General features: G+C 68.1%; 23 protein-coding genes. 14 read left to right on the forward strand and 9 right to left on the reverse strand.

The genetic code is table 11. The features are described 5' to 3' along the window. The first annotated feature begins 40 nt into the window (after positions 1 to 40). Positions 41 to 1,444, forward strand: a complete 1,404-nt coding sequence (locus QM841_RS15295; RefSeq protein WP_283332626.1) for a lipase maturation factor family protein — start codon at positions 41 to 43, stop codon at positions 1,442 to 1,444. A gap of 1 nt (position 1,445) precedes the next feature. Here QM841_RS15295 and QM841_RS15300 read toward each other — a convergent pair whose 3' ends face one another. The 5 genes from QM841_RS15300 to QM841_RS15320 all read right to left on the reverse strand — a co-directional run bounded on the left by QM841_RS15300 (position 1,446) and on the right by QM841_RS15320 (position 5,382). Further along, a complete protein-coding gene (locus QM841_RS15300) occupies positions 1,446 to 2,240 on the reverse strand; it encodes an ESX secretion-associated protein EspG (RefSeq protein ID WP_283332628.1) in 795 nt (264 codons plus the stop codon). Further along, a complete protein-coding gene (locus tag QM841_RS15305; protein WP_283332629.1) occupies positions 2,237 to 3,433 on the reverse strand; it encodes a PPE family protein in 1,197 nt (398 codons plus the stop codon). Before QM841_RS15305 ends, QM841_RS15300 begins: the two co-directional genes overlap by 4 nt. A 34-nt stretch (positions 3,434 to 3,467) precedes the next feature. Next, positions 3,468 to 3,773: a PE family protein gene (locus tag QM841_RS15310; protein ID WP_144284647.1), complete on the reverse strand. Its 306-nt coding sequence runs from the start codon at positions 3,771 to 3,773 to the stop codon at positions 3,468 to 3,470. Between the two features lie 150 nt (positions 3,774 to 3,923). Then, on the reverse strand, positions 3,924 to 4,274 hold the full coding sequence (locus tag QM841_RS15315) for a metallopeptidase family protein (protein WP_009477115.1): 351 nt from the start codon (positions 4,272 to 4,274) through the stop codon (positions 3,924 to 3,926). A 1-nt stretch (position 4,275) separates the two neighbouring features. After that, positions 4,276 to 5,382, reverse strand: coding sequence for a septum formation family protein (locus tag QM841_RS15320; RefSeq protein ID WP_283332630.1), 1,107 nt, complete (start codon positions 5,380 to 5,382; stop codon positions 4,276 to 4,278). An 81-nt stretch (positions 5,383 to 5,463) separates the two neighbouring features. On the opposite strand from QM841_RS15320, the gene QM841_RS15325 reads away from it, so the two are divergent. The 5 genes from QM841_RS15325 to QM841_RS15345 all read left to right on the forward strand — a co-directional run bounded on the left by QM841_RS15325 (position 5,464) and on the right by QM841_RS15345 (position 9,312). Further along, positions 5,464 to 5,883, forward strand: a complete 420-nt coding sequence (locus QM841_RS15325; protein ID WP_280781891.1) for an ankyrin repeat domain-containing protein — start codon at positions 5,464 to 5,466, stop codon at positions 5,881 to 5,883. Positions 5,884 to 5,916: 33 nt separating this feature from the next. Next, a complete protein-coding gene (gene serS, locus QM841_RS15330) occupies positions 5,917 to 7,173 on the forward strand; it encodes a serine--tRNA ligase (RefSeq protein WP_283332631.1) in 1,257 nt (418 codons plus the stop codon). An 89-nt stretch (positions 7,174 to 7,262) separates the two neighbouring features. Beyond that, positions 7,263 to 7,442 (forward strand): (2Fe-2S)-binding protein, encoded by a 180-nt coding sequence (locus tag QM841_RS15335; RefSeq protein WP_009477119.1) that lies wholly within the window; start codon positions 7,263 to 7,265, stop codon positions 7,440 to 7,442. Positions 7,443 to 7,534: 92 nt separating this feature from the next. Beyond that, positions 7,535 to 8,020, forward strand: a complete 486-nt coding sequence (gene bfr, locus QM841_RS15340; protein WP_280781890.1) for a bacterioferritin — start codon at positions 7,535 to 7,537, stop codon at positions 8,018 to 8,020. Between the two features lie 104 nt (positions 8,021 to 8,124). After that, the gene (locus QM841_RS15345) at positions 8,125 to 9,312 is read left to right on the forward strand and encodes an MFS transporter (protein WP_283332632.1); all 1,188 of its coding nucleotides are present in this window, start codon (positions 8,125 to 8,127) and stop codon (positions 9,310 to 9,312) included. 52 nt (positions 9,313 to 9,364) lie between these two features. Here the strand turns inward: QM841_RS15345 and QM841_RS15350 are convergent, their stop codons facing one another. Continuing rightward, positions 9,365 to 10,912, reverse strand: a complete 1,548-nt coding sequence (locus tag QM841_RS15350; RefSeq protein ID WP_005568843.1) for a Rieske 2Fe-2S domain-containing protein — start codon at positions 10,910 to 10,912, stop codon at positions 9,365 to 9,367. Positions 10,913 to 11,011: 99 nt separating this feature from the next. Beyond that, positions 11,012 to 11,839 (reverse strand): hypothetical protein, encoded by an 828-nt coding sequence (locus QM841_RS15355; protein ID WP_283332633.1) that lies wholly within the window; start codon positions 11,837 to 11,839, stop codon positions 11,012 to 11,014. An 89-nt stretch (positions 11,840 to 11,928) separates the two neighbouring features. Here QM841_RS15355 and QM841_RS15360 point away from each other — a divergent pair, with 89 nt between their 5' ends. Genes QM841_RS15360 through QM841_RS15370 form a run of 3 tightly spaced genes read left to right on the forward strand, consistent with a single transcriptional unit; the run spans position 11,929 to position 14,291 of the window. After that, positions 11,929 to 12,684: a lysophospholipid acyltransferase family protein gene (locus QM841_RS15360; RefSeq protein ID WP_007298314.1), complete on the forward strand. Its 756-nt coding sequence runs from the start codon at positions 11,929 to 11,931 to the stop codon at positions 12,682 to 12,684. Between the two features lie 9 nt (positions 12,685 to 12,693). Beyond that, the gene (locus QM841_RS15365; RefSeq protein ID WP_283332634.1) at positions 12,694 to 13,425 is read left to right on the forward strand and encodes a lysophospholipid acyltransferase family protein; all 732 of its coding nucleotides are present in this window, start codon (positions 12,694 to 12,696) and stop codon (positions 13,423 to 13,425) included. Positions 13,426 to 13,469: 44 nt separating this feature from the next. After that, positions 13,470 to 14,291: a Cof-type HAD-IIB family hydrolase gene (locus QM841_RS15370; RefSeq protein ID WP_005248850.1), complete on the forward strand. Its 822-nt coding sequence runs from the start codon at positions 13,470 to 13,472 to the stop codon at positions 14,289 to 14,291. A 31-nt stretch (positions 14,292 to 14,322) separates the two neighbouring features. On the opposite strand, the gene QM841_RS15375 is transcribed toward QM841_RS15370, so the two are convergent. Next, positions 14,323 to 16,467 carry an N-acetylmuramoyl-L-alanine amidase gene (locus tag QM841_RS15375; protein ID WP_283332635.1) on the reverse strand — a complete coding sequence of 715 codons (2,145 nt, stop codon included), beginning with the start codon at positions 16,465 to 16,467 and terminating at the stop codon, positions 14,323 to 14,325. Positions 16,468 to 16,703: 236 nt separating this feature from the next. Between QM841_RS15375 and QM841_RS15380 the strand changes: the two genes are divergently transcribed. Then, positions 16,704 to 18,278 carry a SpoIID/LytB domain-containing protein gene (locus QM841_RS15380; protein ID WP_283332636.1) on the forward strand — a complete coding sequence of 525 codons (1,575 nt, stop codon included), beginning with the start codon at positions 16,704 to 16,706 and terminating at the stop codon, positions 18,276 to 18,278. On the opposite strand, the gene QM841_RS15385 is transcribed toward QM841_RS15380, so the two are convergent. Next, complete coding sequence (locus tag QM841_RS15385; RefSeq protein WP_283332637.1) at positions 18,275 to 19,399, reverse strand: glycosyltransferase; 1,125 nt, start codon at positions 19,397 to 19,399, stop codon at positions 18,275 to 18,277. The two genes, QM841_RS15380 and QM841_RS15385, sit on opposite strands and share 4 nt — an antisense overlap. A gap of 146 nt (positions 19,400 to 19,545) precedes the next feature. On the opposite strand from QM841_RS15385, the gene glf reads away from it, so the two are divergent. Genes glf through QM841_RS15405 form a run of 4 tightly spaced genes read left to right on the forward strand, consistent with a single transcriptional unit; the run spans position 19,546 to position 24,077 of the window. After that, complete coding sequence (gene glf, locus QM841_RS15390; protein WP_005248845.1) at positions 19,546 to 20,763, forward strand: UDP-galactopyranose mutase; 1,218 nt, start codon at positions 19,546 to 19,548, stop codon at positions 20,761 to 20,763. Continuing rightward, positions 20,760 to 22,676 (forward strand): glycosyltransferase, encoded by a 1,917-nt coding sequence (locus tag QM841_RS15395; protein ID WP_280781879.1) that lies wholly within the window; start codon positions 20,760 to 20,762, stop codon positions 22,674 to 22,676. The genes glf and QM841_RS15395 overlap by 4 nt, the downstream gene beginning before the upstream one ends. Further along, complete coding sequence (locus QM841_RS15400; RefSeq protein ID WP_009477133.1) at positions 22,657 to 23,175, forward strand: phosphatase PAP2 family protein; 519 nt, start codon at positions 22,657 to 22,659, stop codon at positions 23,173 to 23,175. Before QM841_RS15395 ends, QM841_RS15400 begins: the two co-directional genes overlap by 20 nt. Beyond that, positions 23,172 to 24,077, forward strand: a complete 906-nt coding sequence (locus QM841_RS15405; RefSeq protein ID WP_280781878.1) for a decaprenyl-phosphate phosphoribosyltransferase — start codon at positions 23,172 to 23,174, stop codon at positions 24,075 to 24,077. Before QM841_RS15400 ends, QM841_RS15405 begins: the two co-directional genes overlap by 4 nt. Position 24,078: the final 1 nt, after the last annotated feature.

Raw genomic sequence — 24,078 nt, forward strand, 5'->3', positions numbered from 1 at the left:
CCTGGGGTTGCGCGACCATGGAGGAAACCGTCCTCGAGGAGTGACGGCGGTGGATTGGTTCGTTGGCGATGACTATTCGCTCGGTCGGCTGCTCGTCACCGAGGGGCTCGCCGCGATCTATCTCGTCGCGTTCGTGGCTGCGAGAAACCAGTTCAGGCCGCTCGTCGGCAGCAACGGGATGCTGCCCATCCCGAACTTCCTCCACGCCGTCACATTCGGACGTTCACCGAGCATCTTCCATTTCCACTACTCGGACCGATTCTTCGAGGCGGTCTGCTGGACCGGCGCCGGACTGTCCCTCGCCGCGCTGCTCGGTCTGACGCAGGTCATCCCGCTCGCGGCGTGCATGTTCGTGTGGTTCGCCCTGTGGGTGCTGTACCTCTCGATCGTCAACGTCTCCCAGATCTGGTACAGCTTCGGCTGGGAGTCGTTGCTGCTCGAAGCGGGTTTCCTCGCGATCTTCCTGGGCAATGCGTCGGTCGGTCCGCCGATTCTCGTGCTGCTCGTGCTGAGGTGGTTGCTGTTCCGCCTCGAGTTCGGTGCCGGGCTGATCAAGATGCGCGGCGACCGATGCTGGAAGGACCTCACCTGCCTGTACTACCACCACGAAACCCAGCCGATGCCCGGACCGTTCAGCTGGTACTTCCACCAGCTGCCGAAGCCGCTGCACAAGGTGGAGGTGCTCGGCAACCACTTCGCCCAGTTGGTGGTGCCGTTCGGGCTGTTCGCGCCGCAACCGGTCGCCGCCGTCGCCGCGACGATCATGATCGTCAGCCAGCTGTGGCTGGTGGCGAGCGGTAACTTCTCGTGGCTGAACTGGACGACCATCGTGCTGGGACTGTCCGTCATCCCGGACAGCGTGTACGAGAAGGTGCTGCCGTTCGACGTCCCGGCCGCCGGCGACTCGGCGCCCATGCCCTTCGTCGTGCTGGTGATCGCGGTGACGGCTCTCGTCGTCGTGTTGAGCTACTGGCCGATCCGCAACTTGATCTCCCACGGGCAGCGCATGAATGCGTCATTCAACAAGTGGCATTTCGTCAACACGTACGGCGCGTTCGGCAGCATCACCCGGGTGCGTTACGAGGTGATCGTGGAGGGCACGTCGGACACACACGCCAGTGTGCGTTCCGAGTGGAAGGAGTACGGGTTCAAGGGGAAACCGGGAGACGTTCGCCGGCGACCGCGGCAGTTCGCGCCGTATCACCTGCGGCTCGACTGGTTGTTCTGGTTCACGGCGATCTCGCCCGGCTACGCCGAACCGTGGTTCCGGGGTTTCGTCGAGAGGCTGCTGCGGAACGATCGCGACACCCTGAAGCTGTTGCAGTACAACCCGTTCCCGGAGGAACCGCCGAAACACGTGCGTGCGCGCATGTACCGGTACGAATTCACCACCTGGAAGGAGCGCCGCGAGACCGGCGCGTGGTGGAAGCGGCAACCGGTGTAGGTCAGTGGAGCCGGTCGGCCAGCGACTCCAGCGCCTGCCGCAGGCGCTGCGGGGTGCCGGGGCTGAGCGACGACCACGCCACCCCGTGCGCGGAGACACTGGACGTGCCGACGATGCGTCCCGCCGACGTGTCGAAGACTGTGACGGGCCCACCCACGGGGTCGTACCGTCCGTCGCCGTAGACGATTCCGACGATCTCGGCGTAGGTGGTGCAGGCTGCCATCGCGTTGCCGAGGACGGTCGCGTCGACCGCGCTCACCCCGAGTGCGGTGAGGGCGGCGGCGAGCGACTTGCCGTCCCCGCCCTGATCGAAGGCTTCGCCGAGCTGCACCGTGGGTGCGTTGACGACGCCGACGATCATCGGGTCGGCGGCCCCCAGCGCTCCGATGACGGGGGCGAAGATGTCGGCGCCCGCATCCTGCACGACGTACGTGTCGCCGGCGCGCAGGGCCAGGACCGAGAGGGTTTCGCCCTGGGAGATGCACAGCCTCGAGATGCTGCCGTCGACGTACCAGCGCAGGGCGATCTCCCACAGCGGTCGGGCGAGAACCCGGAGGCGGTCGGCGAGTTCGGGGTGAACCCCGCCGCCCGGGAGCAGATCCCGGGCGGCGAGGGTGTCGACGGCGCCGCGGAACACTGCGTCCCTGGCGTCGTACGTGTCGTACCGCGGGGTGGCGTCGAGCACCACCGGCAGCACGTCGAGTGCGAGCGTGTCGACGAGATAATCCATTTCGTCGAGGCTCAGGGTCACCGCCGGGAGGGTCGGTACGCCCGGCTGGGTGCCCAGATCGATCACCGTCCGGACTCCCGGTGGTCGGTGTTCGCACCGATGACCGACGGTATGACGGTGCGCCCGTCGGAGAAGTGCTCGAAGTTCTTCAGGTAGTCGGGGGTCTCCCGCTCGTCCTCGTCCTGTGAACCCGCCCCGGCCGCGCCGCGCCCGACCGTCATCGGTCCGCTACCGGTGGCGCCGCGCGCCGCCGCAGCCGGGTTCACTTCGGCGCGAACGTCTCCGATCACCCCGCCGGGTGCGGTTGCCGGTGCGCCGGGCCGCGCGCCCTGGCCGCCGTCCGTCTTACCCCAGCCTTCCGGCAGGGTCGCCCCGCCTACGGCGCCGGCGCCGATCGCACCGACCGAGGTGCGGGCTGCCGCAGCACTGGTCGAGGCAGAGCCGCCGCCGTACGCGCCACCGGACATCATCGGCGCGCCGCCCACCATCGGGGTGACGCCGCCACCGGTGACCGCGGACAACGCCGCGCCACCGATGTTGCTCGCCGCCGACGTGGCGGTGGAGACCGTGGTGCCCGCGATGCTGCCGACCTGCGACGCGGCCGTGGTGACGGCCGGGTTCTGGCCGGCGGCCATCAGTGCGGCAGCTGCGGCACGGGTCGGATCGAATTCACCGTCGGACGGGATTTCGTCGAACGTCCCGACCTCCTTCGAATCGGCCTTCGTGACGATCCGAGGGGGCTGCCTGTACGTGCGTTTGAGCGCCAGGATGTTCGACGCGGCCTCGTAACCCTCCATCACGAGACCGGCGCGAATGTCCATCGCGCGGTCCGCGGCTTCCGCGGCCGCGGCGGTGCCGTTGAGCGCGCCACCCGTCGAATACGCGGTGGCCTTCGCGGTCTTCACGGCGACGATCTCGGGGATGCTGGGCATGATGAGCGCGGCAGTGGTGTAGGCGCCGGCTTCGAGCCCCGCTTTCGCTGCGGTGTCCGCGGCGAGTTCGGCGCATTCGGCCGTCCACACCGTGAACGGCGTGATCTTCGCGAGCGCCGCGACCGCCGAGACACCCTGCCAGCCGGCCGCGAGTTCGGCCATCACGCGGACCAGCGTGAGGTTGGCGTCGACGAAGCTCGTGGACAGCGCCGTCCACGCCGCGCTCGCCACGCTCAGCGGCACCGGGCCCGCGCCGGCGGCGAGGGTGGTCGAGTTGACGGTCGCCCCTCGGGGCAACCAGATGACACCTGTCAGTCCCATGGTCATGCTTGATCTCCTAGTGGTCTCGAGGCGCCGGCCGTCACATGCCCGCAGCGAGGGACGCGCCGAGCGCGAGGTCCTCGGCGACGTACAGCGCGGCCTGGGTGCGGAGCGTGTTCGCGGTCTCGCGCATCTCGAGAATGCCCTGGGCGACAGCGGGAGTGAACGTGTTGGCAACGGTGTTGAAGTAACCGGCCGCGTGCAGAGACACCTCTTCGCTCCCGGAGGGGAGCACGCGGATGGCCGCGGAGTTGAGAGCGACCGCGGTCTCGAGACGCGCGGCGAGCGCGTCGAGTTCCACGGCGGCGGCGACAAGAGCTTCAGGTGCGACGTGCAGAGCTGGCATGGCGTCGAACTCCTTCTTGACCTAGGCAGGCGGAAGGCAGTTGCCCCCCGGCAAACGAACTGCATGTGCAGCTGTCCCTACACACTTGGACGCTGCAACGCGCTCTTCGGTTCCCCCCCGATCCCGAGAATTTCTTCTCGGGAAAACCGTTCATCCCCAGCCGAGCTCGTGCAAGCGATCTTCTTCTATCCCGAAGTAGTGCGCAACCTCGTGTATCACGGTGACGGCTACCTCGTGGACGACTTCCTCCTCCGAACTGCAGATTTCGAGGAGGGCGTCGCGATAGACGGTAATCGTATCGGGCAGCGATCCGCCGTAATGGCTGTCCCGTTCCGTGAGCGCGATCCCGTGGTAGAGGCCCAGAAGATACGGGTCCTCGTCGTTGCGGTCGTCGACGAGGACGACGACGTTGTCGATCGCGGCCGCGAGCTGGGGTGGGATCAGATCGAGTGCGTCGCCCACCAATTCCTCGAATCGGTCGGGCGTCATGCTCACCGCCACATCAGTTCCCGGGGACCGGAGCGGCGCCGGGAAGCGGCGTCGGTATCGACCTGCCCTCCGGGACCGGCGGCGGCGGCACGGGTGCCGCGCCGTTGATGAGGATCTCGCCCTTCGCCGAACCGGTGATGGTCGAGAAGCCGCCGGCGTCGGTCTCCTTGCCCACCGAGCAGTTCACCCGCCTGCTGCCCGCGAGCCAGCTGTCGAGTTCCAGGTTGTCCCAGAACAGCGTGAGCGTCTTGTTCCGCAACGCGTCGGCGGAACCGAGGTACTCGTTGGCGGCCTGCGTGCACACACCCTCGAGGTACTTGTCCTGGTCTTCGACGGTCGGCATCGACGCGGGGAACTGGGTGGCCAGGTCGACGACGGAGATCACTTCGAAGGCGTGGGGTTGCGCGCAGTCGACGGGATCGGTGGGCACGTTCTGGTTGATGCCGATGCAGGTGCCCGGATCCCAGATGTTGGATTGGTCCTGCTCGGCCACCTTGCCGGTGAACGGCAGCAACGTCCCTGCGGTGCTGGAGAATTGGAGACCGCACCGCAGTGTCCGCTCGCCCGCCGCCCAACCGGACTCGCTGGGGAACATGAGACCCACGCTGAACTTGCCGTACGGATCGAACTTCGCGCCGAGGTAGGTGTCGACGGCGGGCACACAGTGTTCGTCGCGCAACGCGGCGAACCGCAGCGCACCCGGATAACGCGAACCCGGACCGAACTCGGCGCCCGGGTACACGCTGAGATCCAGCGGCGCCGCCACCTCGAACCGGTGTTCCTCCGAGCAGTCGACCTTCGCGACGTCCTTCCGGTCCTCCTGCGGATCGTTCGACGGCGTCCAGTCGAGGCAGTCGCCTGCCGCCGCCGAAGCGAACGCGTCACCCTCCACCGAACCCGTCGCCTGCGGTCCGGAACCGGTGGAGTGCGCGGGGAGATTCTCGCTGCGGTTGAAACCGCCGGCGATCGCGAACGTGGCGATCGCCGCCACCACGGCACCTGCCGCGACGGCCGCGAGCGCGCGACGCGTCGTGGTCGCGGACATGCTGCGGGGCGCCTTGTCCGGTTGCCCGGCATTCTTCGGCTGGGGTTCGGCGCCGTTCGACTGATCTGAGGACATCGATTTCCATAATGCCTGTTCCGATCGTGGAAGCAGAACAACTCCCGCAATCGGCTCGAACCTGGCGTAACTTCGACGACCATGAGTGACGATCCTCAGCAGTCCGCCGAGCCGGTGGATCCTGAACTGCAAGAGCTCGCCGGGCGCGTGTTCGACACGGCACGATCCGGTGACGCCGTGTCCTTGGCCACGTACCTCGACGCGGGTGTCCCGGTGAACCTGGCCAATCAGAACGGCGACACCCTGGTGATGCTGGCCGCCTACCACGGTCACGCCGTCGCCGTTCAGGTCCTGATCGACCGCGGCGCCGACGTCGACCGCCTTAACGACAAGGGACAGTCTCCGCTGGCAGGGGCGCTGTTCAAGGGTGAGGACGCCGTTGTGCGGACCCTCGTCGCCGGCGGTGCCGACGCCACGGCAGGCCACCCGACCGCCGTCGACGCCGCCCGCATGTTCGGCCGTGAGGACCTACTGAGCCTGCTGGAACCGAAACCGGAGTGAGCCGCTCAGCGGCGCCCGGTAGGGTTTGAAGCCGTGATTGACCTGAAGTTCCTCCGCGAGAACCCCGACGCCGTCCGCGAGTCGCAGCGCACCCGTGGCGAAGATCCCGCCCTGGTCGACGCATTGCTCGAGGCCGACGCGTCCCGGCGCGCCGCCGTTCTCGCCGGCGACAATCTGCGTGCCGAGCAGAAGGCGTTCGGCAAGAAGGTCGGGCAGGCGTCCCCGGAGGAGCGTCCGGCGCTGCTCGAGGGGTCCAAGGAACTCGCGGCCAAGGTCAAGCAGGCCGAGGCCGAGCAGCACGAGGCGCAGGCCGCGCTCGACGCCGCGCACCGGGCGATCTCCAACGTCGTCCAGGAGGGCGCCCCCGCGGGCGGCGAGGACGACTTCGACACCCTCGAGACGGTCGGTGACATTCCCGCGTTCGACTTCGAACCCAAGGACCACCTCGAGCTGGGTGAGTCGCTGGGGCTGATCGACATGGAGCGCGGCGCGAAGGTTTCCGGCGCCCGCTTCTACTTCCTCACCGGCTTCGGCGCGATGCTGCAGCTGGGAATGCTGCAGCTGGCCGCGCAGAAGGCGATGGCCAACGGCTTCCAGATGATGATCCCGCCGGTGCTGGTGCGGCCGGAGATCATGGCGGGAACCGGGTTCCTCGGCGCCCACGCGGACGAGATCTACCACCTCGCCGACGACGACCTGTACCTCGTCGGCACGTCCGAGGTCCCGCTCGCCGGGTACCACTCGGGCGAGATCCTCGACCTCGCCGACGGCCCCAAGCGGTACGCGGGCTGGTCGACGTGTTTCCGCCGCGAGGCCGGCAGCTACGGCAAGGACACCCGCGGCATCATCCGGGTCCACCAGTTCGACAAGGTGGAGATGTTCACCTACTGCAAGCCCGAGGACGCCGACGCGGAGCACCAGCGCCTGCTCGCGTGGGAGCGCGACATGCTCGCCGCGATCGACGTGCCGTACCGGGTGATCGACGTGGCCGGCGGCGACCTGGGGTCGTCGGCCGCCCGCAAGTTCGACTGCGAGGCCTGGGTGCCCACGCAGCAGGCGTACCGCGAGCTCACCTCGACGTCCAACTGCACGACGTTCCAGGCGCGTCGTCTCGGTGTGCGGTACCGCGACGAGAACGGGAAGCCGCAGACGGCCGCGACCCTCAACGGCACCCTCGCCACCACCCGGTGGATCGTCGCCATCCTGGAGAACCACCAGCAGTCCGACGGCACCGTCCGGGTGCCCGAGGCCCTCGTGCCGTTCGTCGGGACGGATGTCCTGAAGCCATAACGCAGGCTCAGGATTTTTGGGAAGGCTACCCTTGCGCGAACGGCGAAATGATGTAACCCTTACCTAATCGAGTTGGTAAGGAGCTCCACATGTTCGTGTGCATCTGCAAGGCAGTGACGGAAGACGAAGTGCACGAGCACTGCGCCGCCGGAGCTGACAGCGCGGATGCCATCGGTGAGCGTTGCGGCGCCGGATGGGGATGTGGGACCTGCGTCGATCGGTTGAAGGAGATTCTGGAGCGGTCGGCCGCGAACAGCGTGGCCGCGTGACGAAACCGCAGCACAACTGAATCCCGCGATTCTCTACATCGCGGGATATTGCCGGTGGTACGTTCGCCTCAACCGGGGCGAACGGAGAAGTCATGCGCGGCGACGACGAAGTAATTGCTCTTCTCAACGAACAGTTGACCAGTGAGCTGACTGCGATCAACCAGTATTTCCTGCACTCCAAGATGCAGGCCAATTGGGGCTTTACCAAACTGGCGGACAAGACTCGGGCGGAGTCCATCGAGGAGATGAATCACGCCGAGATCCTCACCGACCGGATCCTGTTTCTCGAGGCGCTTCCGAACTATCAGAAGCTGCTGCCGCTGCGTATCGGGCAGGACCTGCGCGAGCAGTTCCATTCCGACCTCTCCATCGAAGTCGAGGTCGTCGAGCGCCTGCGTCCGGGCATCCAGATGTGCCGCGACAAGGGCGATGCCACGTCGGCGAAACTGCTCGAGACGATCCTCGGGGAAGAAGAGGATCACATCGATTACCTGGAGACGCAGATCGAACTGATGGACAAGATGGGCGACCAGCTCTACATGGCCCAGCTCGTCGATCAGCCGCCGACCGTCGGATAGGCCGAAAACGGGGTGACACCCCCGGTGCGGAGTGCGAAACTGGGCGCGTGAGATATCCCGCCGCCCAGCCTTGACCCAGTTCGCAGCGTTCTCTCGCCTTCCGCGTGGTCGGCTACGTGTCCACGCGCGACCTCATCCCGCTCTACGGTCTGTACGACCTGCTGTTCGCCGACCACGGACTGAGCGTCGGCCAGATCTCGTCGCTGTTCGTCATCTGGTCGGTCGTGTCCTTCGTCGCGGAGGTGCCGTCCGGCGCGTGGGCCGACACCGTGTCTCGACGTGGCCTTCTGGTGTTCGCATCCGTGCTGTACACGGCCGGATTCACCGTGTGGATCGTCGTGCCGTCGTACGCGGGATTCGCCGCCGGATTCGTGTTGTGGGGCATCAGCGGCGCCATCCAGTCGGGCACGTTCGAGGCGCTGCTGTACGACGAACTCGTGGCGCGCGGCGCTGCCGGTGACTTCGCGAGGTTGCTCGGCTACGCCAACTCCGGCGCCATGGTGTGCAACCTTCTCGCGACCCTGACGGCGGCACCACTCTACATCCTCGGCGGATATCCACTGGTCGGGTGGGTCAGCGTCGGCGCGACCGTGGTCCACGGCTGTTTCGCCCTGCTGCTGCCCGCGGCGCCGAAGGTCGAGGAGGCGGACGAGACTCTCGAAGCCACGGACGAACGACGGGGACTCGGTGCCCGGTACGCCTCGATGCTGCGGGCCGGCCTCGGCGAGGTGACGCGCGAGGCGGTGGTCCGGTGCGGAGTGCTGCTGTCGGCAGTGCTGATCGCGTTCCTGGCGTTCGACGAGTACTTCGGGCTACTCGCGCGCGACGGTGGAACGGCGACGGCGTCCGTACCGCTGCTCGTCGCGATCACGGTGAGCGGTCAGGTCGTCGGCACAGCACTCGCCGGACGCACGGCCTCGATGCGTGCCGTGACGATGGGGCGGGCCGTCGCCCTCGCCGCGATCCTGCTCGGCGGGGGAGCGCTGCTCGGCGGTGTCCCCGGATTCCTCGCGCTCGGCGTCGGCTACGGCATCCTCGGCAACGCGATGATCGTGTCGGAAGCGCGCGTGCAGGACGCGATCACCGGTCCCGCACGCGCCACCGTCACATCGGTGGCCGGACTGTTCGGTGAGGTGGCCGCGGTGCTGATCTACGCGGGCGTCGCCGTCGGATCTCTGTGGCTGTCGGTCACGACGCTCGTCGCGGCACTCGCCGTTCCGGTGCTGCTGTCGGCGGTCCTGGTGCGTCGGTGGCTGCCGCCCGTCCGAACCGACGCCCCCTCAGCCGGGTGAATGTACCCTTCGGCGCCTCAGGTGCGCCGAAGGGTACGTTCGCCCGCCGGGGTCAGAGCTTCGTGGACCGCAGTTCGTGGCCCTTGGACGTCTTGCAGCGCCCCGATTCGAGGTCCCACTGCCAGCCGTGGAGGTTGCAGGTGAGGTTGGTGCCGTCGACGACGCCGAACTTCGACAGGTCGGCCTTCAGGTGCGGGCAGCGGCGCTGGATCTCGTACCCGCCGAGTTCGATCGACGCGGAGTCGTCGTGGGCCTCGGCGAACCAGCCGTCGGCGTACGCGATGCGTTCGTCGGTGAGGCACTTGAAGAACGTGTAGAGGAACTCGTTGTATCCGCCGACGCGCCACGCCTCGAAGCGGGTGGACAGGAAGATCGTGTTCACCCAGTCGGGCTCGTCGTCGCGCAGCACCGTGCGCACCAGCTCGGGGGCGATCCGGAAGCCGTAGCGGTACTTGCCGTCCTTCTCGCCGCGGGGGCGGACGGTGCGCTGCGGGAAGTCGAGGACGACGGTCTCGTCGCCCATCACGAGGCCGACGGGGTAGCCGATGCCGTCGCAGATCAGGTCGGACTGCTTCATGATCGGCTCGAACTTCGCCTTGAGCGCCTCCAGCAGCGGCTCACCCTCGGCGGGGGCCCACGTGGCCTTCTCGGCGGCGAGGACCGGCGCCATGCGCTTCGCCATGTCCTCGATGTACGCGGCCTTGTCGGAGAAGATCTTGTCGACCTCGGCGTCCGGGATCGGGTGCGTGAGCGTCAGCTCGCCGCCCTTCAGGTCCGCGGTGGACCCCGGGATCATCAGGATGCCGCCGTCGTTGCCGTGGATCCGCATCTGCTCGAGGAACGTGATCTGGTCGGGGAAGATGTTGCCCTCGTCGCCCCGGTCGTCGTTCAGGTAGCGCAGCGCGTCGTCGAGGAACACCGGCGGCCCGGCGGACGGCACCACCCACGTGGCCGCGACCTGCTCGATGTAGCTCCGGCAGCGGTCCATGCCGCGCTGACGCTTCTGCTTGCCGAAGTTGGCCTTCGTCTTGGTGGGGATGTCGTAGACCATCGGATACCAGATGGCGCCCGAGTACTGCAGCAGGTGGATGTCGATCTTGCCGAACTCGTCGTGCAGGACGTCCATGTCGACGGGGCGTGCGTCGTTCATGTTGAAACACGTGGTCTCGCCGTCGGACACCACGAGACCCGAGTCGCCGATCGGACCGTCCGCGGGGGCGCGCAGCGCGATGATCATGACGTCGAGGTCACCCTTGGGGCCGGTGACCTTGTGTTTGACCGAGTCCTCTGTCTCGAAGAACTTGTGGAAGCCCAGCGCCTCGAGTTCACGCTTGAGGTCCGGCACCGGGTAGTCGGGGAGCAGCACCGTCGCGTCCTTGTTGACGTGCTTGCTCAGGTTCTCCGGATCGAAGTGGTCCTTGTGCAGGTGCGACACGTATAGGTAGTCGCAGTTGCCCAGGGCGTCCCAGTCGAGCTGGGTGTTGTCCGGGAACGGGAACCAGGACCCGAAGTACGCGGGGTTCACCCAGGGGTCGCACAGGATCGAGCCTGCCTCGGTCTGGATGTGGAATCCGGCGTGTCCGACGCTGGTGACCTGCACTGGTATGCCTCCTGGGAGCTGAGCGACTGTTCCAGAGTAGGCGTTCCCCCCAGGTGAGTGGCAATGCGCGCTCCAGCACACCGTGCCACTCACGTGCGGTCAGGTCACTTCGCCCAGGCAGTAGCCGTCGGGGCCGATGGACAGCGTGACCTGCCGGGTGTTCGTCACCCCCGACACGTCGGTGACCGGAACGGACACTTCCAGGTAGTCGCCGCGGACCGGCGTGGCGGTCATCGCGTCGGCGGCGAACGCCGTGGTCCCGGCGAGGACGTCGGGGTCGAGCTGGAGTGGCGGCCGGCCTCCGTTGCCGGTGCTGGACGGGTCCCAGGGGCTGAAGCCGGGGCAGATCAGCGGGTAGGCGGTCTCGGTGTCTGCCCTGTTCACCGGCGCGCCCGACTCCCGCGACAGGAATCGGGCGACGGCGTACTCGGCGTCGGCGGGGGTGTAGAAGTCGACGGTCCCGGCGGGGTGGACGTGTGGGCAGGCGTAGCCGGAGGCGATCTCGCTGCGTTTGACGGACACCGTGGTGCCGCCGCCGGTCCACGACACCGCGAACTGTCCGTCGACGCCGGGTTGCGCGAGCGCCCCGAGGATCGCGGACGTGTCGGCGTACTGGTCGGCGGCCTGGGCGGGCGGCAGCGTCCAGCATTTCGCGGGGACGGTGCCGGGCCGGGTGACAAGGTCGGTGGCCCAGGCGCGGACCGCGTCGACCGCTGCGGGGTTGCCGGGCACCTCGCCGACGATCACCTGCGGCACCGGGGCAGGCGGCGTGGTGGTCGTGGGCTCGGCGGCGGATGTGGGCGCGGACACGGTGTCGGCCGGGGGCTCGTCCGTCGGGATGCCGGACTGCGAATCGCACGCCACCCCCGCGCCGAGGATCACCGCGACGACCGGCGCGATGAGCGCCCTCCTGCCCCTGCCAGCCATCTCCAGCGCGCCCTTTCTCTCGACTCCCCACCGAACGTCCGTCCCCGACGGCGGGCCAGATCGCGGATACCCGGCTACGCTAGCCGATTGTGGAACCCGTCTACCGAACCGTCATCGGCATCGCCCGCACCGTATTCGCCCTCGAGGGGCTGAAGTTCACGGTCGAGGGCGATCAGCACATTCCGTCGACGGGTGGGGCGGTGATCGCGATCAATCACACCGGCTACATGGACTTCACCTACGCCGGACTTCCGGCCCGCAGGGTGAAGCGGTACGTCCGCTTCATGGCGAAGAAGGAAGTGTTCGACAACAAGATCTCGGGCCCGATTATGCGCGCGCTCAAGCACATTCCGGTCGACCGGGCCGCCGGCGCGGATTCGTACAAGGCGGCCGTCGACTTCCTGCGCCGCGGCGAACTGGTGGGTGTGTACCCGGAGGCCACCATCAGCCGGAGCTTCGAGATCAAGGAATTCAAGTCGGGTGCCGCGCGCATGGCGATCGAGGCGAATGTCCCGATCATCCCGGTGGTCATCTGGGGGGCGCAGCGGGTGTGGACCAAGGGGTTCCCGAAGCGGCTGGGCCGCACGAACACTCCCATCTCGATCGCCGTCGGTGAGCCGATCCAGCCGTTCGAACCCGCGGCCGAGCTGACCGCGAAGCTGCATGCCACGATGACGACGATGCTCGCCGACCTCCAGCAGGGCTACGACCACCCGGCGGGCGAGTACTGGGTGCCCGCGCGCCTCGGTGGCAGCGCGCCGACGCTCGACGAAGCGAACAAGATGGACGCCGCCGACGCCGAGGCGAAGGCGCAGTCCCGTCGGGCCCGGGAGACCGGTAGCTAGAGGGTGGCGGTGGAGCCGGTCTACGCGGCTGTCGAGTCGACGGCCAAGGCGTTGTCCCTGTTCCAGGGATTGAGGATGACGCGAGTCGGCCTGGACAACATTCCCACCGAGGGTGGTGCGGTGCTCGCGGTCAATCACACCGGCTACCTGGACTTCGTCCAGCTGGCACTGGCGGTCGGTGCGGTGGACCGCAGACTGCGGCTGATGGCCAAGGCCGAACTCGCGAACAACACGGTGATGGCGTTCCTGATGCGCGGGTGCGGGGTCATCCCGGTCGACCGGACCGCAGGCGCGGGCGCGTACCTCGCTGCGGTGGACCGGCTGCGCGAGGGCGAATTGGTGGGTGTGTACCCGGAGGCGACCATCAGCCGGAGCTTCGAGATCAAGGAACTGAAGTCGGGTGCGGCGCGCATGGCGATCGACGCCCGGGTGCCGCTCGTGCCCGTCATCGTGTGGGGCGCTCATCGGATCGCCACCAAAGGGCAGCCGAGACAACTTGGGCGGCATCGGTTCCCGGTGACCGTCGAGGTCGGCAGGCCGATCGAGCCGCGAGAACCGGCGGAGGCCCTCACCGCGACCCTGCACACGGAGATGGACGCGATCCTGCGCCGGGTTCAGGGCGGATTCGACCATCCGGCGGGCGCGTACTGGGTGCCCCGGCGACTCGGCGGTAGCGCGCCGACCATCGAGGAGGCCACCGAGATGGACCGCCGCGAAGCCGAGGAACGGCGGACCCGGTAATGGCCGCCCGGCGGCGCCGCGGACTCGGCAGGCAGAATGGCTGGGTGAGCCCAGACCGACCGAGCCTTGTAGCGTCCGATGTCGACGGCACCCTGATCGGGGAGGACGAGCGCATCAGCGCCCGCACCCGCGACGCCGTCGCGTCGGTGGTCGCGTCGGGAACGCCGTTCGTGCTGGCCACCGGCCGGCCCCCGCGCTGGATCCATCCCGTGGTCGAGGGCCTCGGCTACGCGCCGCTCGCCGTCTGCGCGAACGGTGCCGTCATCTACGACAGCGACAGCGACCGCGTGCTCAGCGCCGCGACCCTCGACGTCGACACCCTCACCTGGCTGTCGGAGATCGCGCTCCGCGTGCTGCCGGGCGCCGGGCTCGCGGCCGAGCGTGTCGGGGTCAGCGCCCACGACGCCGCGACACCGCAGTTCGTGAGCTCACCCGGCTACCAGCACGCCTGGCTCAACCCCGACAACACCGAGATGTCCGAGAACGAGGTCGTCGCGGCCCCCGCGGTGAAGTTGCTGATCCGGGTGCCGGAAATGTCCAGTCAGGCGATGGTCGACGCGCTGGCGCCGCACATCGGTCGCCGGGCGGATGTCACGTTCTCCACCGACAACGGGCTGATCGAACTGTCGGCGTCGGGGATCACGAAGGCGTCGGGTCTCGCGCTGGTGGCGGAACGGCTCGGCGTGACGGCGTCGCACATCGTGGCCTTCGGTGACATGCCCAACGACATTCCGATGCTGAACCTCGCGGGCCGGGGTGTCGCCGTCGAGAACGCGCACCCCGACGCCAAGGCCGCCGCCGACGAGGTGACGGCCACCAACTGGGACGACGGGGTCGCGAAAGTACTCGAGCGCTGGTGGTCCTGAGACCACCAGCGCCCGAGAGGGTGAAACCCGATCAGCCGGCCGGAACCGGTGCCGGCTCGACGGGAGCGGGTGCGGGAGCCGGTTCGGGAGCCGGAGCCGGAGCCGGAGCGGGCTCTGCCGGAGCCGGCGGAACCTGCGCCGGGTCCGCGGGCGGTGCGACGGGGGCCGCGGCATCGACCCGGGCACCGTTCTTGTAGGCCTCCGCATACGTGTCGTTGTACGTCTTCAGCACCTTGGTGACGATGCCGGTGATCTCGTTGAAGATCAGCGAACCGTTCTCGAAGTCGGTGCGCAGACCGCCCGGGATCGGGTACTCGTCACTGGTCGGCAGACCCAGTTCGCCGTTGTCGGCTCCGAGATTCTGCCACGTCTTGAAGATCTGGCCGAGGACCGCCCACACACCGCCGTTGGGCGAGGTGAAGATGGCGCCGTTGGCGAACTGTGCGCCCGAGTTCCCAGCCTTGGCCTGCAGCAGTCCGGTGATGGCCTGGCCGAGCCGGCCGGTGTCGCCGCCTTCCGCCACCCACTTCTGGGCGACCGGCGACGGGTCGGTGAGCCGCAGCAGTTCGTTGACCAGGGCGGGGATCCCGGAACCGAGGCTGGAGCTGGCGTCCGTGCCGGGACCGCCGGACGGCGCCGGAGCCTCACCCGAGGGTGCGTCCGCGGCCAGCGAGGCGTTGCCGCCGCCGAGGCTGGCCGCCGCGATCTGCCGGATCTCGTCCATGTGTGAGTACGCCGCGTCTCCCGGGCAGGACGTGTTGCCGACGTCGCGGTGCGCGAAGATCACCGGAAGATCGACAGCCTCACCCTCCGCGTAGGGAGTGAATTCGGTGCCCTCGGAGTACATCGTCGTCTCACCGAGTGGGTCGAGTCCGGCCTTGCCGAGCTTCCAGCCGAGGAACTTGCCGACAGCGTCGAGGGTGGCCTGCGGCGGATCCTCGGACGAGAAGTCGCCCATCATCGCGACTCCGGTGGTGTTCTCGTTGAACCCGCCGGCGTGCGCGCCCTGGACCGGACGGTCGAGACCGCCTGCGCGGCCCTCGAAGATCTGGCCGTACTTGTCGACCAGTGCGTTGTATCCGATGTCGCACCAGCCCAGCGTCTGCGCGTGGTAGGCGTAGATCGCGCGGACGATCTCGGCCGATTCGGCCTTCGAGTAGTCGTTGGCTCCTGCGGTGTGGTGCACGGTGGCACCGCCGATGAAGTCGTCGTAGTCGGGGTCCTGGCACCGGATGGACTCGTCGGCACCCCACTGCTGGCGGCTGATGACCTTGGGACCGCCGCTGTCGAGCGGGCTCGCGATGTCGCCGAGCGTCGCGTCGCCGGGGCCGCTGCCCGGTTCGATGAGGACGGCCGTGACGTCGTCGGCGCCAGCGCGTGCCGGCTGCTGCCGCAACGGCGTGTTGACGGCGGCTGGGGTGTAACCGAGCGGTGCGGCACCTCCGGCGGCGGGAGCCGTTGCGGGAGCAGGGGCTTCGGGTGCCGGTGCGGGAGCGGGAACTGCAGCGGGTGCACCGGCCGGTGCGGGCGTCGAGGTGGGGGTCAGGATCTGGATCGCCTTCGTCAGCCCGACATAGACGGGTTCGGTGGCGACCTTGCCGTCCGACGCCGTCTTGTCCGTGCGTCGCGTGTCGATCATGTCGGGGGAGACCCACTGTCCCCACGTTCCGTCGGCCTGCAGCGCGCGGACCTTCGACTCCGCGGACGCGAGGGTCTCGGAGGTGAGCGCCACCATGCTGAACGGGGTGTCGCGGGACAGTTCCTTGACGATCGCGCCGGGCTGCTGATCGGCCGGGGGCAGGATCGCGGGGTCGGAGACGTCGGCCGGCGCGGGGAGCTTCAACGGGATCTGCAGGTTCGGGATCTGGATTCCGCCGGGGAGCTGCACATTGCTGGGGATGTGGAGGTACGGCGGGATCTTCAGGTTCCGCAGGTCGCCGATGTTGACGTCGGGCAGGTTCAGCCCGGTCAGTTCCTTCAGCGGGATCACGATGTCGGGGATCTGCGACAGCACGACCTGCGCGATCTCGGTGGACACTGCGGAGTTGGAGGTTTCGTTCGTGGATTTGACGTCGGAGGGTGCGCTACTGATGCCGTAGACCGCAACGGGACTTGCGACAGCCAGAGCGGCGACAGCCCCGAGGACAATCGAGGGCTTCGGTCGACGGTGCGGCAAGGGGGACTCTCCTCAGTTGTAGTTTCCTGCGAGCGACCTCGCGTGTCTGCAACTCGTGATGCTCGTGTGACTGAAGAGACTGTTGTTGCTAACTCCAACCACTCTTGCCACACTAGTCACACAGGTCCATAACGCTCAACCTTACATTGAGACTTTATCCCGAATTTCTCGGACCCGCTGAGACGAGGTGCACGCCCCGTCTCAGCGCTCGTTGTTCAGCGATGAGGAGTGCAGTGATGGCGAAGACCGAATTCGGGGTTCGTGCAGGTAGGCCTGCCTGGACCCGCAGGAGGCGGTACATCGCGGGCCCTCCCGCCCCGCGCGGATTCCGGGCCAAGCTTCTGCGCGCGTCGGCGCTCGGCATCGCACCCGTCCTCGTCATCGGCGCCGTCACCGGCGTCGTCGTGCACCTGCGCTCCCCCGGCCAGGACGTCCGGGAAACCGTCGCCTCCGACACGCCGTTCACGCTCTCCGGCCACGGCAACGGCCACGGCCGCGGAATGGGCCAGTGGGGTGCCTACGGATACGCGAAGGATCAGGGGTGGGCGGCCGAGCGCATCCTCGGCCACTACTACGGCGGCACCACGCTCGGCACCCTCGCCGACGCACAGATCAGCGTCCGGCTGCAGGCGCGTGACGATCAGCCGCTCGACGTCTACTCGGACGCCGGCGCCGTCGTCGCCGGCAAACCCGTCGGTCCGGGGGAGGCCGTCCACCTCACGCCGACCGCCGACGGCGGCGCCAACGTCGTGGTCACCCGCGGATGTGCCGGCGAGGTCCTGTGGCAGGACGCCACCGACCACCCGTGGGTGGACCCGGTCGACCTGGCCCCGGACCGTCCCGCGAACGAGCACTTGAAGCTGTGCGCCGGTGACACCCCCTATCGCGGCGCCCTCGGGGTCGCACTCGACGGCGCCGCCGTGCGCACCGTCAACGTCCTCGACATGGACGACTACCTCCTCGGTGTCGTGCCCGCCGAGGCGAAGGCCGGCTGGGCCGACACCGGTGGGGCCGAGGCACTTCGGGCGCAGGCCGTCGCGGCCCGCTCCTACGCCGCTGCCGAGAACCGGGAAGAGTGGGCGAAGACCTGCGACACCCAGAGCTGCCAGGTGTACGGGGGTTCGGCGAAGGAAGACCCGCGGACCACCGACGCCGTCCGTTCCACCAAGGGCATGATCCTGACGAAGGACAACAAGCCCGTCGCCGCCGAATTCTCCTCGTCCACAGGCGGATACACCGCGGGCGGCGAGTTCCCGGCCGTCGAGGACCAGGGCGACACCGTGTCGCCGAACCACGACTGGACGGTGACCCTCACCGCGGGCGACATCGCATCCGCGTTCAACGTCGGAGACCTCGAATCGTTCGAGGTGGTCACCCGCAACAACTTCGGGGTCGACGGCGGACGCGTCACCGGTGTGAAGGTGGTCGGATCGTCGGGCACCGCCGAGGCGACGGGCGCCGAGGCGCGGTCGAAGCTGAAGCTCAAGTCCGACTGGTTCACGGTCGGTGACGGGCTCGGCGTCCCCGCGCCGCCGGTCGCCCCCGAACCCGAGTCCACCCTCGCGTCCGCGGGCGAGGACGAGGACACCGTCGGCACCACCGAGGGTTCGCCGATCGCCGAGAAGTACAAGGAACTCGGCGGCGTCAACAGCACGCTGGGAGCGCCGATCGGTCCCGAGTTGATGCTGCCGTCGGAGGCGGGCAAGTTCCGGATGTACACCAACGGAACCATCATCTGGACCAAGAAGCTGGGCGCACAGGTGATCGACGCCAGCGTGCTGCGCGAGTGGTTACCGACGGGCGGCAGTTAGGCCGGGCAGCGAGGACCGGTTCCCTCGAGCACCGCGAGCATCCCGTCGACGGACTCGCCCCAGCCGAAGTCCTCGGCCCGCCGGCGGGCCGACGCCCGGCGCGTGTGCGAGGGGATCGCGAGAATGCCGCTGACCGCTTCGGCGAACGCAGGACCGCGGTCCCGGGCCAGGGCGCCGCAGCCGGGTGTGATGATCTCGGCGAGCGCCGACGACTGTGACGCGACCACCGGGGTGCCCGCCGCCAGCGACTCGAGCGCCGACAGGCAGAACGTCTCGTGCGGTCCGGGTGCCAGCGACACGTCCGCCGACGCGAACAGCGACGCCAGGCGGCCCTTGTCGCTGATGAACCCGGTGAAGTGCACGGGGAGCCCCCGGGCCCGGTACTGCAGCGCCTCGCGCCGCGGGCCGTCCCCGGCGATGACCAGCCGGGCGTCGTGACCCTGCCGGCGCAACAGCCGGACGGCGTCGATGCTCCGTTCCACCTGCTTTTCCACCGACAGCCGGCCGCAGTGCAGAAGGAAGCGTTGCGCCGGGTCGGCGAACGAGTCGCGCATCACCTGGTCGTGTTTGCCGGGGTGGAACATCGTCAGGTCCACACCGAGCGGGACCCGGTGCAGGTTGGGGGCCCCGATGCGGGTGAACTCCTCGCTCGCGAAGTCCGTCGTGCAGACCACGGCGTCATAGTTGCGTGCCATCCGGCGGTTCGCGACATCGGCCCAGCCGCGGGCCACGCGGCGCGGAGCGACTTGGCCGAGCAGCCGGTCGAGGCGTTCGTGTGACACGACCACACTGCGCACCCCGCGGGCGCGGGCCCAGCCCCCGAAACCGCGCAGTGTGAGCCGGTCGGACACCTCCAGGACGTCGGGCCGCAGACCGCTGACCACGTCGGCCACCCGCCGCGGATTGACCACGCGATAACCCCCGGTCGCGGGGATGGTGGGAGCCGACCGGGTGATCCGCAGGACCCCGCTCGGCAGCAGCTCCTCGCAGTCGCGCTGACCTGGGACGACGAGGATCACCTCGTGTCCGCGTTCGACGTAGCCCTGACCCCAGTTGTGGAGGGCGGTGCGGAGCCCACCGGACCGCGGTCCGTAGAAGTTCGCCAGCTGGACGATGCGCACCCGCTCATCAAGCGCGATCGCCGCGTCGGCGGGAACAACGAGGTCTGCAGAACCGGTGAATACAGGGAGAACTCCTCGTGCGTGCCGAGGGGTGCTTGCCCCCCTTGGCCGCGCACGGGCGGCGGAGTCGCTTACCCTGGTTCATCGTGACCGCTGCAACCCCAGAGACAACCGCCCCTGGCCGGTACGACCTCATCGTCGTCGGCTCCGGATTTTTCGGACTGACCGTCGCCGAGCGTGCAGCAACACAGCTGGGTAAGCGTGTGCTGGTGCTCGACCGACGTCATCACCTGGGCGGAAACGCCTATTCGGAGGCCGAGCCCGAGACCGGCATCGAGATCCACAAGTACGGTGCGCACCTGTTCCACACCTCGAACAAGAGGGTGTGGGACTACGTCACCCAGTTCACCGAATTCACGAACTACCAGCACCGCGTGTTCGCGCTCCACAAGGGGCAGGCGTACCAGTTCCCGATGGGGCTGGGCCTGGTGTCGCAGTTCTTCGGGCGCTACTTCACCCCGGACGAGGCGCGGAAGCTGATCGCCGAGCAGTCCAGCGAGATCGACTCCGCATCTGCGTCCAACTTGGAGGAGAAGGCGATCTCCCTGATCGGGCGGCCGCTGTACGAGGCGTTCGTGCGCGACTACACCGCCAAGCAGTGGCAGACGGACCCCAAGAACCTGCCCGCGGGCAACATCACCCGCCTGCCGGTGCGGTACACGTTCGACAACCGCTACTTCAACGACACGTACGAGGGCCTGCCCGTCGACGGCTACACCGCGTGGCTCGAGAACATGGCGAAGGACCCGAAGATCGAGGTCCGGCTCGAGACCGACTGGTTCGACGTCCGCGACGACCTGCGCGCCGAGAGCCCCGACGCCCCCGTCGTCTACACCGGCCCCCTCGACCGCTACTTCGACTACTCCGAGGGCGAGCTGGGCTGGCGCACCCTCGACTTCGAGACCGAGGTGCTGGAGACCGGTGACTTCCAGGGAACCCCGGTCATGAACTACAACGACGCCGACGTGCCCTTCACCCGGATCCACGAGTTCCGCCACTTCCACCCGGAGCGGGACTACCCGAAGGACAAGACGGTCATCATGCGGGAGTTCTCGCGGTTCGCGGAGAGCAAGGACGAGCCGTACTACCCGATCAACACTCCCGACGACCGCGCGATGCTCGCCGCCTACCGCGACCGCGCGAAGGAGGAGATGGCGTCGAACAAGGTTCTGTTCGGTGGCCGTCTCGGCACCTACCAGTACCTGGACATGCACATGGCGATCGCCAGCGCGCTGTCGATGTTCGACAACTCCCTGCGACCGCACTTCGAATCCGGTGCGGCCCTCGTGGGAGATGCCGAATGAGCGCCCGACATCTGCTCGAGTCCGAGAAGGTCACCGACGACGCCCCGTTACTCGGCAAGTCGCTGCTGCAACGGGTGATCCTGCCGCGCGCCGGTGAGCCGCTCGACGTCCGCACCCTCTACCTGGAGGAGGCGAAGACCAACAGCCGCCGCGCGCATTCGCTGTCGCGCACCTCGCTGTCGGTCGGCGCCGAGGCGGAGGCGTCGTTCTGCACCTACTTCAACGCGTTCCCGGCCAGCTACTGGCGCCGGTGGAGCACCCTGAACTCGGTGGTGCTGCGTCTCGAGCTGTCGGGGCACTGCCGCATCGACGTGTACCGCTCGAAGGCCGACTCGTCGCGCATCCACGTCGAGGGCCGCGAGTTCCAGGACGGTGACGCCGCGCTGGAGTTCGAGATCGAACTCGCCCCGTTCGAGGACGGCGGCTGGATCTGGTTCGACATCACCACCGACACCGAGGTCGTGCTGGAGAGCGCCGGCTGGTACGCACCGGTCGATGCCCCCGGTGAGGCCACCGTCGCCGTCGGCATCCCCACGTTCAACCGGCCCACCGACTGCGTCAAGGCACTGACGGCGCTGGCGTCCGACGAACTCGTCATGGACGTGGTCAAGGCGGTCATCATCCCGGACCAGGGCACCCGCAAGGTCAAGGACGAGCCCGGCTTCACGGAGGCCGCCGAAGCGCTCGGCGACCGGCTGGCCATCCACGACCAGGCGAACCTCGGCGGGTCCGGCGGCTACAGCCGGATCATGTACGAGGCGCTGAAGACCACCGACTGCCAGCACATCCTGTTCATGGACGACGACATCGAGATCGAGCCCGACTCGATCCTGCGCGCGCTGGCGATGTCGCGGTTCGCGAAGACGCCGATGCTCGTCGGCGGGCAGATGCTGAACCTCCAGGAGCGCAGTCACCTGCATTCGATGGGCGAGGTCGTCGACCGGTCCATCTTCATGTGGACTGCCGCCCCGAACGTCGAGTACGACCACGACTTCTCCCGCTACCCGCTCAGCGACCGCGAGAACTCGCGTCTGCTGCACCGCCGGATCGACGTCGACTACAACGGCTGGTGGATGTGCATGATCCCGCGGCAGGCCGCCGAGGAACTCGGTCAGCCGCTGCCGCTGTTCATCAAATGGGACGACGCCGAATACGGCCTGCGTGCTCGCGATGCCGGCTACCCGACCGTCACCATGCCCGGCGCCGCGATCTGGCACATGGCGTGGAGTGACAAGGACGACGCCATCGACTGGCAGGCGTACTTCCACCTGCGGAACCGGCTCGTCGTCGCGTCCCTGCACATGCCGGGCAACGGCCGCGGCCTGGTGATCAACACCGTCAAGGCCACGATCAAGCACCTGCTGTGCCTCGAATACTCGACAGTCGCGATCCAGAACCAGGCCATCGCCGACTTCCTGCAGGGCCCCGAGCACATCTTCGAACTGCTCCCCACCGCGCTCGGCAACGTCCACGCGATGCGCAAGGAGTACCCGGACGCGGTGGTCCTGCCGTCGTCGACGAGCCTGCCGCTGCCTTCCGGTGAGGAAGTCGGCGCGGTCGGCCTGCCCACGAACCCGCTCGCGAAGATCGTGCGCCTCGGCAAGGGCCTGATCCACAACGTCAAGCCCGCGCACGAGCAGCACCACGAGCGCCCCCAGCTCAACGTGCCCACCATCGACGCGCGGTGGTTCCTGCTGTCCCAGGTGGACGGCGTCACCGTCACCACCGCGGACGGGCGGGGAGTCGTCTACCGCAAGCGCAACCCCAAGCTGGCGCTCGCGCTGCTGAAGGAAGCGATCCGGCTGCGCCGCGAACTGGCCCAGCGCTTCCCCGAACTCAAGCGCGAGTACCAGGACGCCGTTCCTGCCCTGACCAGCAAGGAGAGGTGGGAACGTGTCTTCGGCATCAAGTGAGGTCCAGATCCTGCAGGCCGTCCAATCGACGATCGCGAGCCGTCCCGGCGTCGTCTCGACGGCACGGGGTATGTCCCATTTCGGTGAGCACGCCCTCGGGTGGGTGGCCGTCGCCGGCATCGGCGCGGCACTCGACAAGCCTCGTCGCCGGCAGTGGGCGGGAGTCGCGGTGGGTGCCGTCGGCGCCCACGCCGCGTCGATCGTGATCAAACGCATTGTCCGCCGCCCCCGGCCGAACGACCCGTCGATCCAGGTCAACGTGTCGACGCCCAGCAAATTGAGCTTCCCGTCGTCGCACGCGACGTCCACGACAGCGGCTGCCGTGCTGCTCGGCCGCCTCACCGGGCTACCCTTGCCTGCGTTGTTGGTACCGCCGATGCTGCTCTCCCGGCTCGTTCTGGGAGTGCACTACCCGACCGATGTGCTCGCCGGATCTGCCCTGGGGGCCGCCTCTGCGGTCGCGGTGCTGAAGGCCGAGCAGAAGTTTGGAGAGAAATGAGCGAGGAACCGGCCGTCGTCACCGGACCCCCGACATCCCTGGCGGCAGGCATCGTCAAGGCCGTTCGCCCGCGTCAGTGGGTCAAGAACGTCCTCGTCCTCGCAGCTCCCGTCGCCGCGGGCACGGCGACGGAATCCGACGTCCTGCTTCCCGTCGCACTCGCCTTCGTGGTGTTCTGCATGGCAGCGTCCGGCATCTACCTCGTCAACGACGCGATGGACGTCGAGGCCGACCGCGCGCACCCCACCAAGCGATTCCGTCCCATCGCGGCCGGTGTGCTGCCCGTCAACCTGGCGTTCGGCATGGCGGTCGTGCTGCTCGGTGCGTCGATCGCCCTGTCGTTCCTCGCCAACTGGCAGCTGGCGGTGGTGATGGCCGTCTACATCGGCATCCAGCTGGCCTACTGCTTCGGTCTCAAACACCAGGCCGTCCTCGACATCTGCATCGTCTCGTCCGGGTTCCTGCTGCGCGCCATCGCCGGTGGTGTGGCCGCCGAGATCGCACTGTCGCAGTGGTTCCTGCTGGTCATGGCTTTCGGTTCGCTGTTCATGGCGGCCGGTAAGCGGTACGCCGAACTGCAGCTCGCCGAACGCACCGGCGCGAAGATCCGCAAATCCCTCGAGAACTACACCACGACGTACCTGCGTTTCGTCTGGACGCTCAGCGCCACCGCGGTCGTGCTCTGCTACGGGCTGTGGGCGTTCCAGCAGGACGACCTGAAGGCCACCAACTGGTACGCCATCTCCATGGTGCCGTTCACCATCGCGATCCTGCGTTACGCCGTGGACGTCGACGGCGGTGAGGCGGGGGAGCCCGAGGAGATTGCGCTGGGCGACCGCGTGCTCCAACTCCTCGCGATTGCCTGGATCGGAGTGGTGGGTGTCGCTGTCTACCTCGTCTGAC

This window comes from Rhodococcus sp. IEGM 1307 (assembly GCF_030056915.1).
GTDB classification, from domain to species: domain Bacteria; phylum Actinomycetota; class Actinomycetes; order Mycobacteriales; family Mycobacteriaceae; genus Rhodococcus_F; species Rhodococcus_F opacus_D.

Bases quoted from the DNA above. Each gene is read 5' to 3' on its own strand.
- QM841_RS15305 (WP_283332629.1), bottom strand. From the start codon at position 3,433: ATGACCATGGGACTGACAGGTGTCATCTGGTTGCCCCGAGGGGCGACC.
- QM841_RS15310 (WP_144284647.1), bottom strand. From the start codon at position 3,773: ATGCCAGCTCTGCACGTCGCACCTGAAGCTCTTGTCGCCGCCGCCGTG.
- QM841_RS15320 (WP_283332630.1), bottom strand. From the start codon at position 5,382: ATGTCCTCAGATCAGTCGAACGGCGCCGAACCCCAGCCGAAGAATGCC.
- QM841_RS15325 (WP_280781891.1), top strand. From the start codon at position 5,464: ATGAGTGACGATCCTCAGCAGTCCGCCGAGCCGGTGGATCCTGAACTG.
- QM841_RS15335 (WP_009477119.1), top strand. From the start codon at position 7,263: ATGTTCGTGTGCATCTGCAAGGCAGTGACGGAAGACGAAGTGCACGAG.
- bfr (WP_280781890.1), top strand. From the start codon at position 7,535: ATGCGCGGCGACGACGAAGTAATTGCTCTTCTCAACGAACAGTTGACC.
- QM841_RS15355 (WP_283332633.1), bottom strand. From the start codon at position 11,839: ATGGCTGGCAGGGGCAGGAGGGCGCTCATCGCGCCGGTCGTCGCGGTG.
- QM841_RS15380 (WP_283332636.1), top strand. From the start codon at position 16,704: ATGGCGAAGACCGAATTCGGGGTTCGTGCAGGTAGGCCTGCCTGGACC.
- QM841_RS15395 (WP_280781879.1), top strand. From the start codon at position 20,760: ATGAGCGCCCGACATCTGCTCGAGTCCGAGAAGGTCACCGACGACGCC.
- QM841_RS15405 (WP_280781878.1), top strand. From the start codon at position 23,172: ATGAGCGAGGAACCGGCCGTCGTCACCGGACCCCCGACATCCCTGGCG.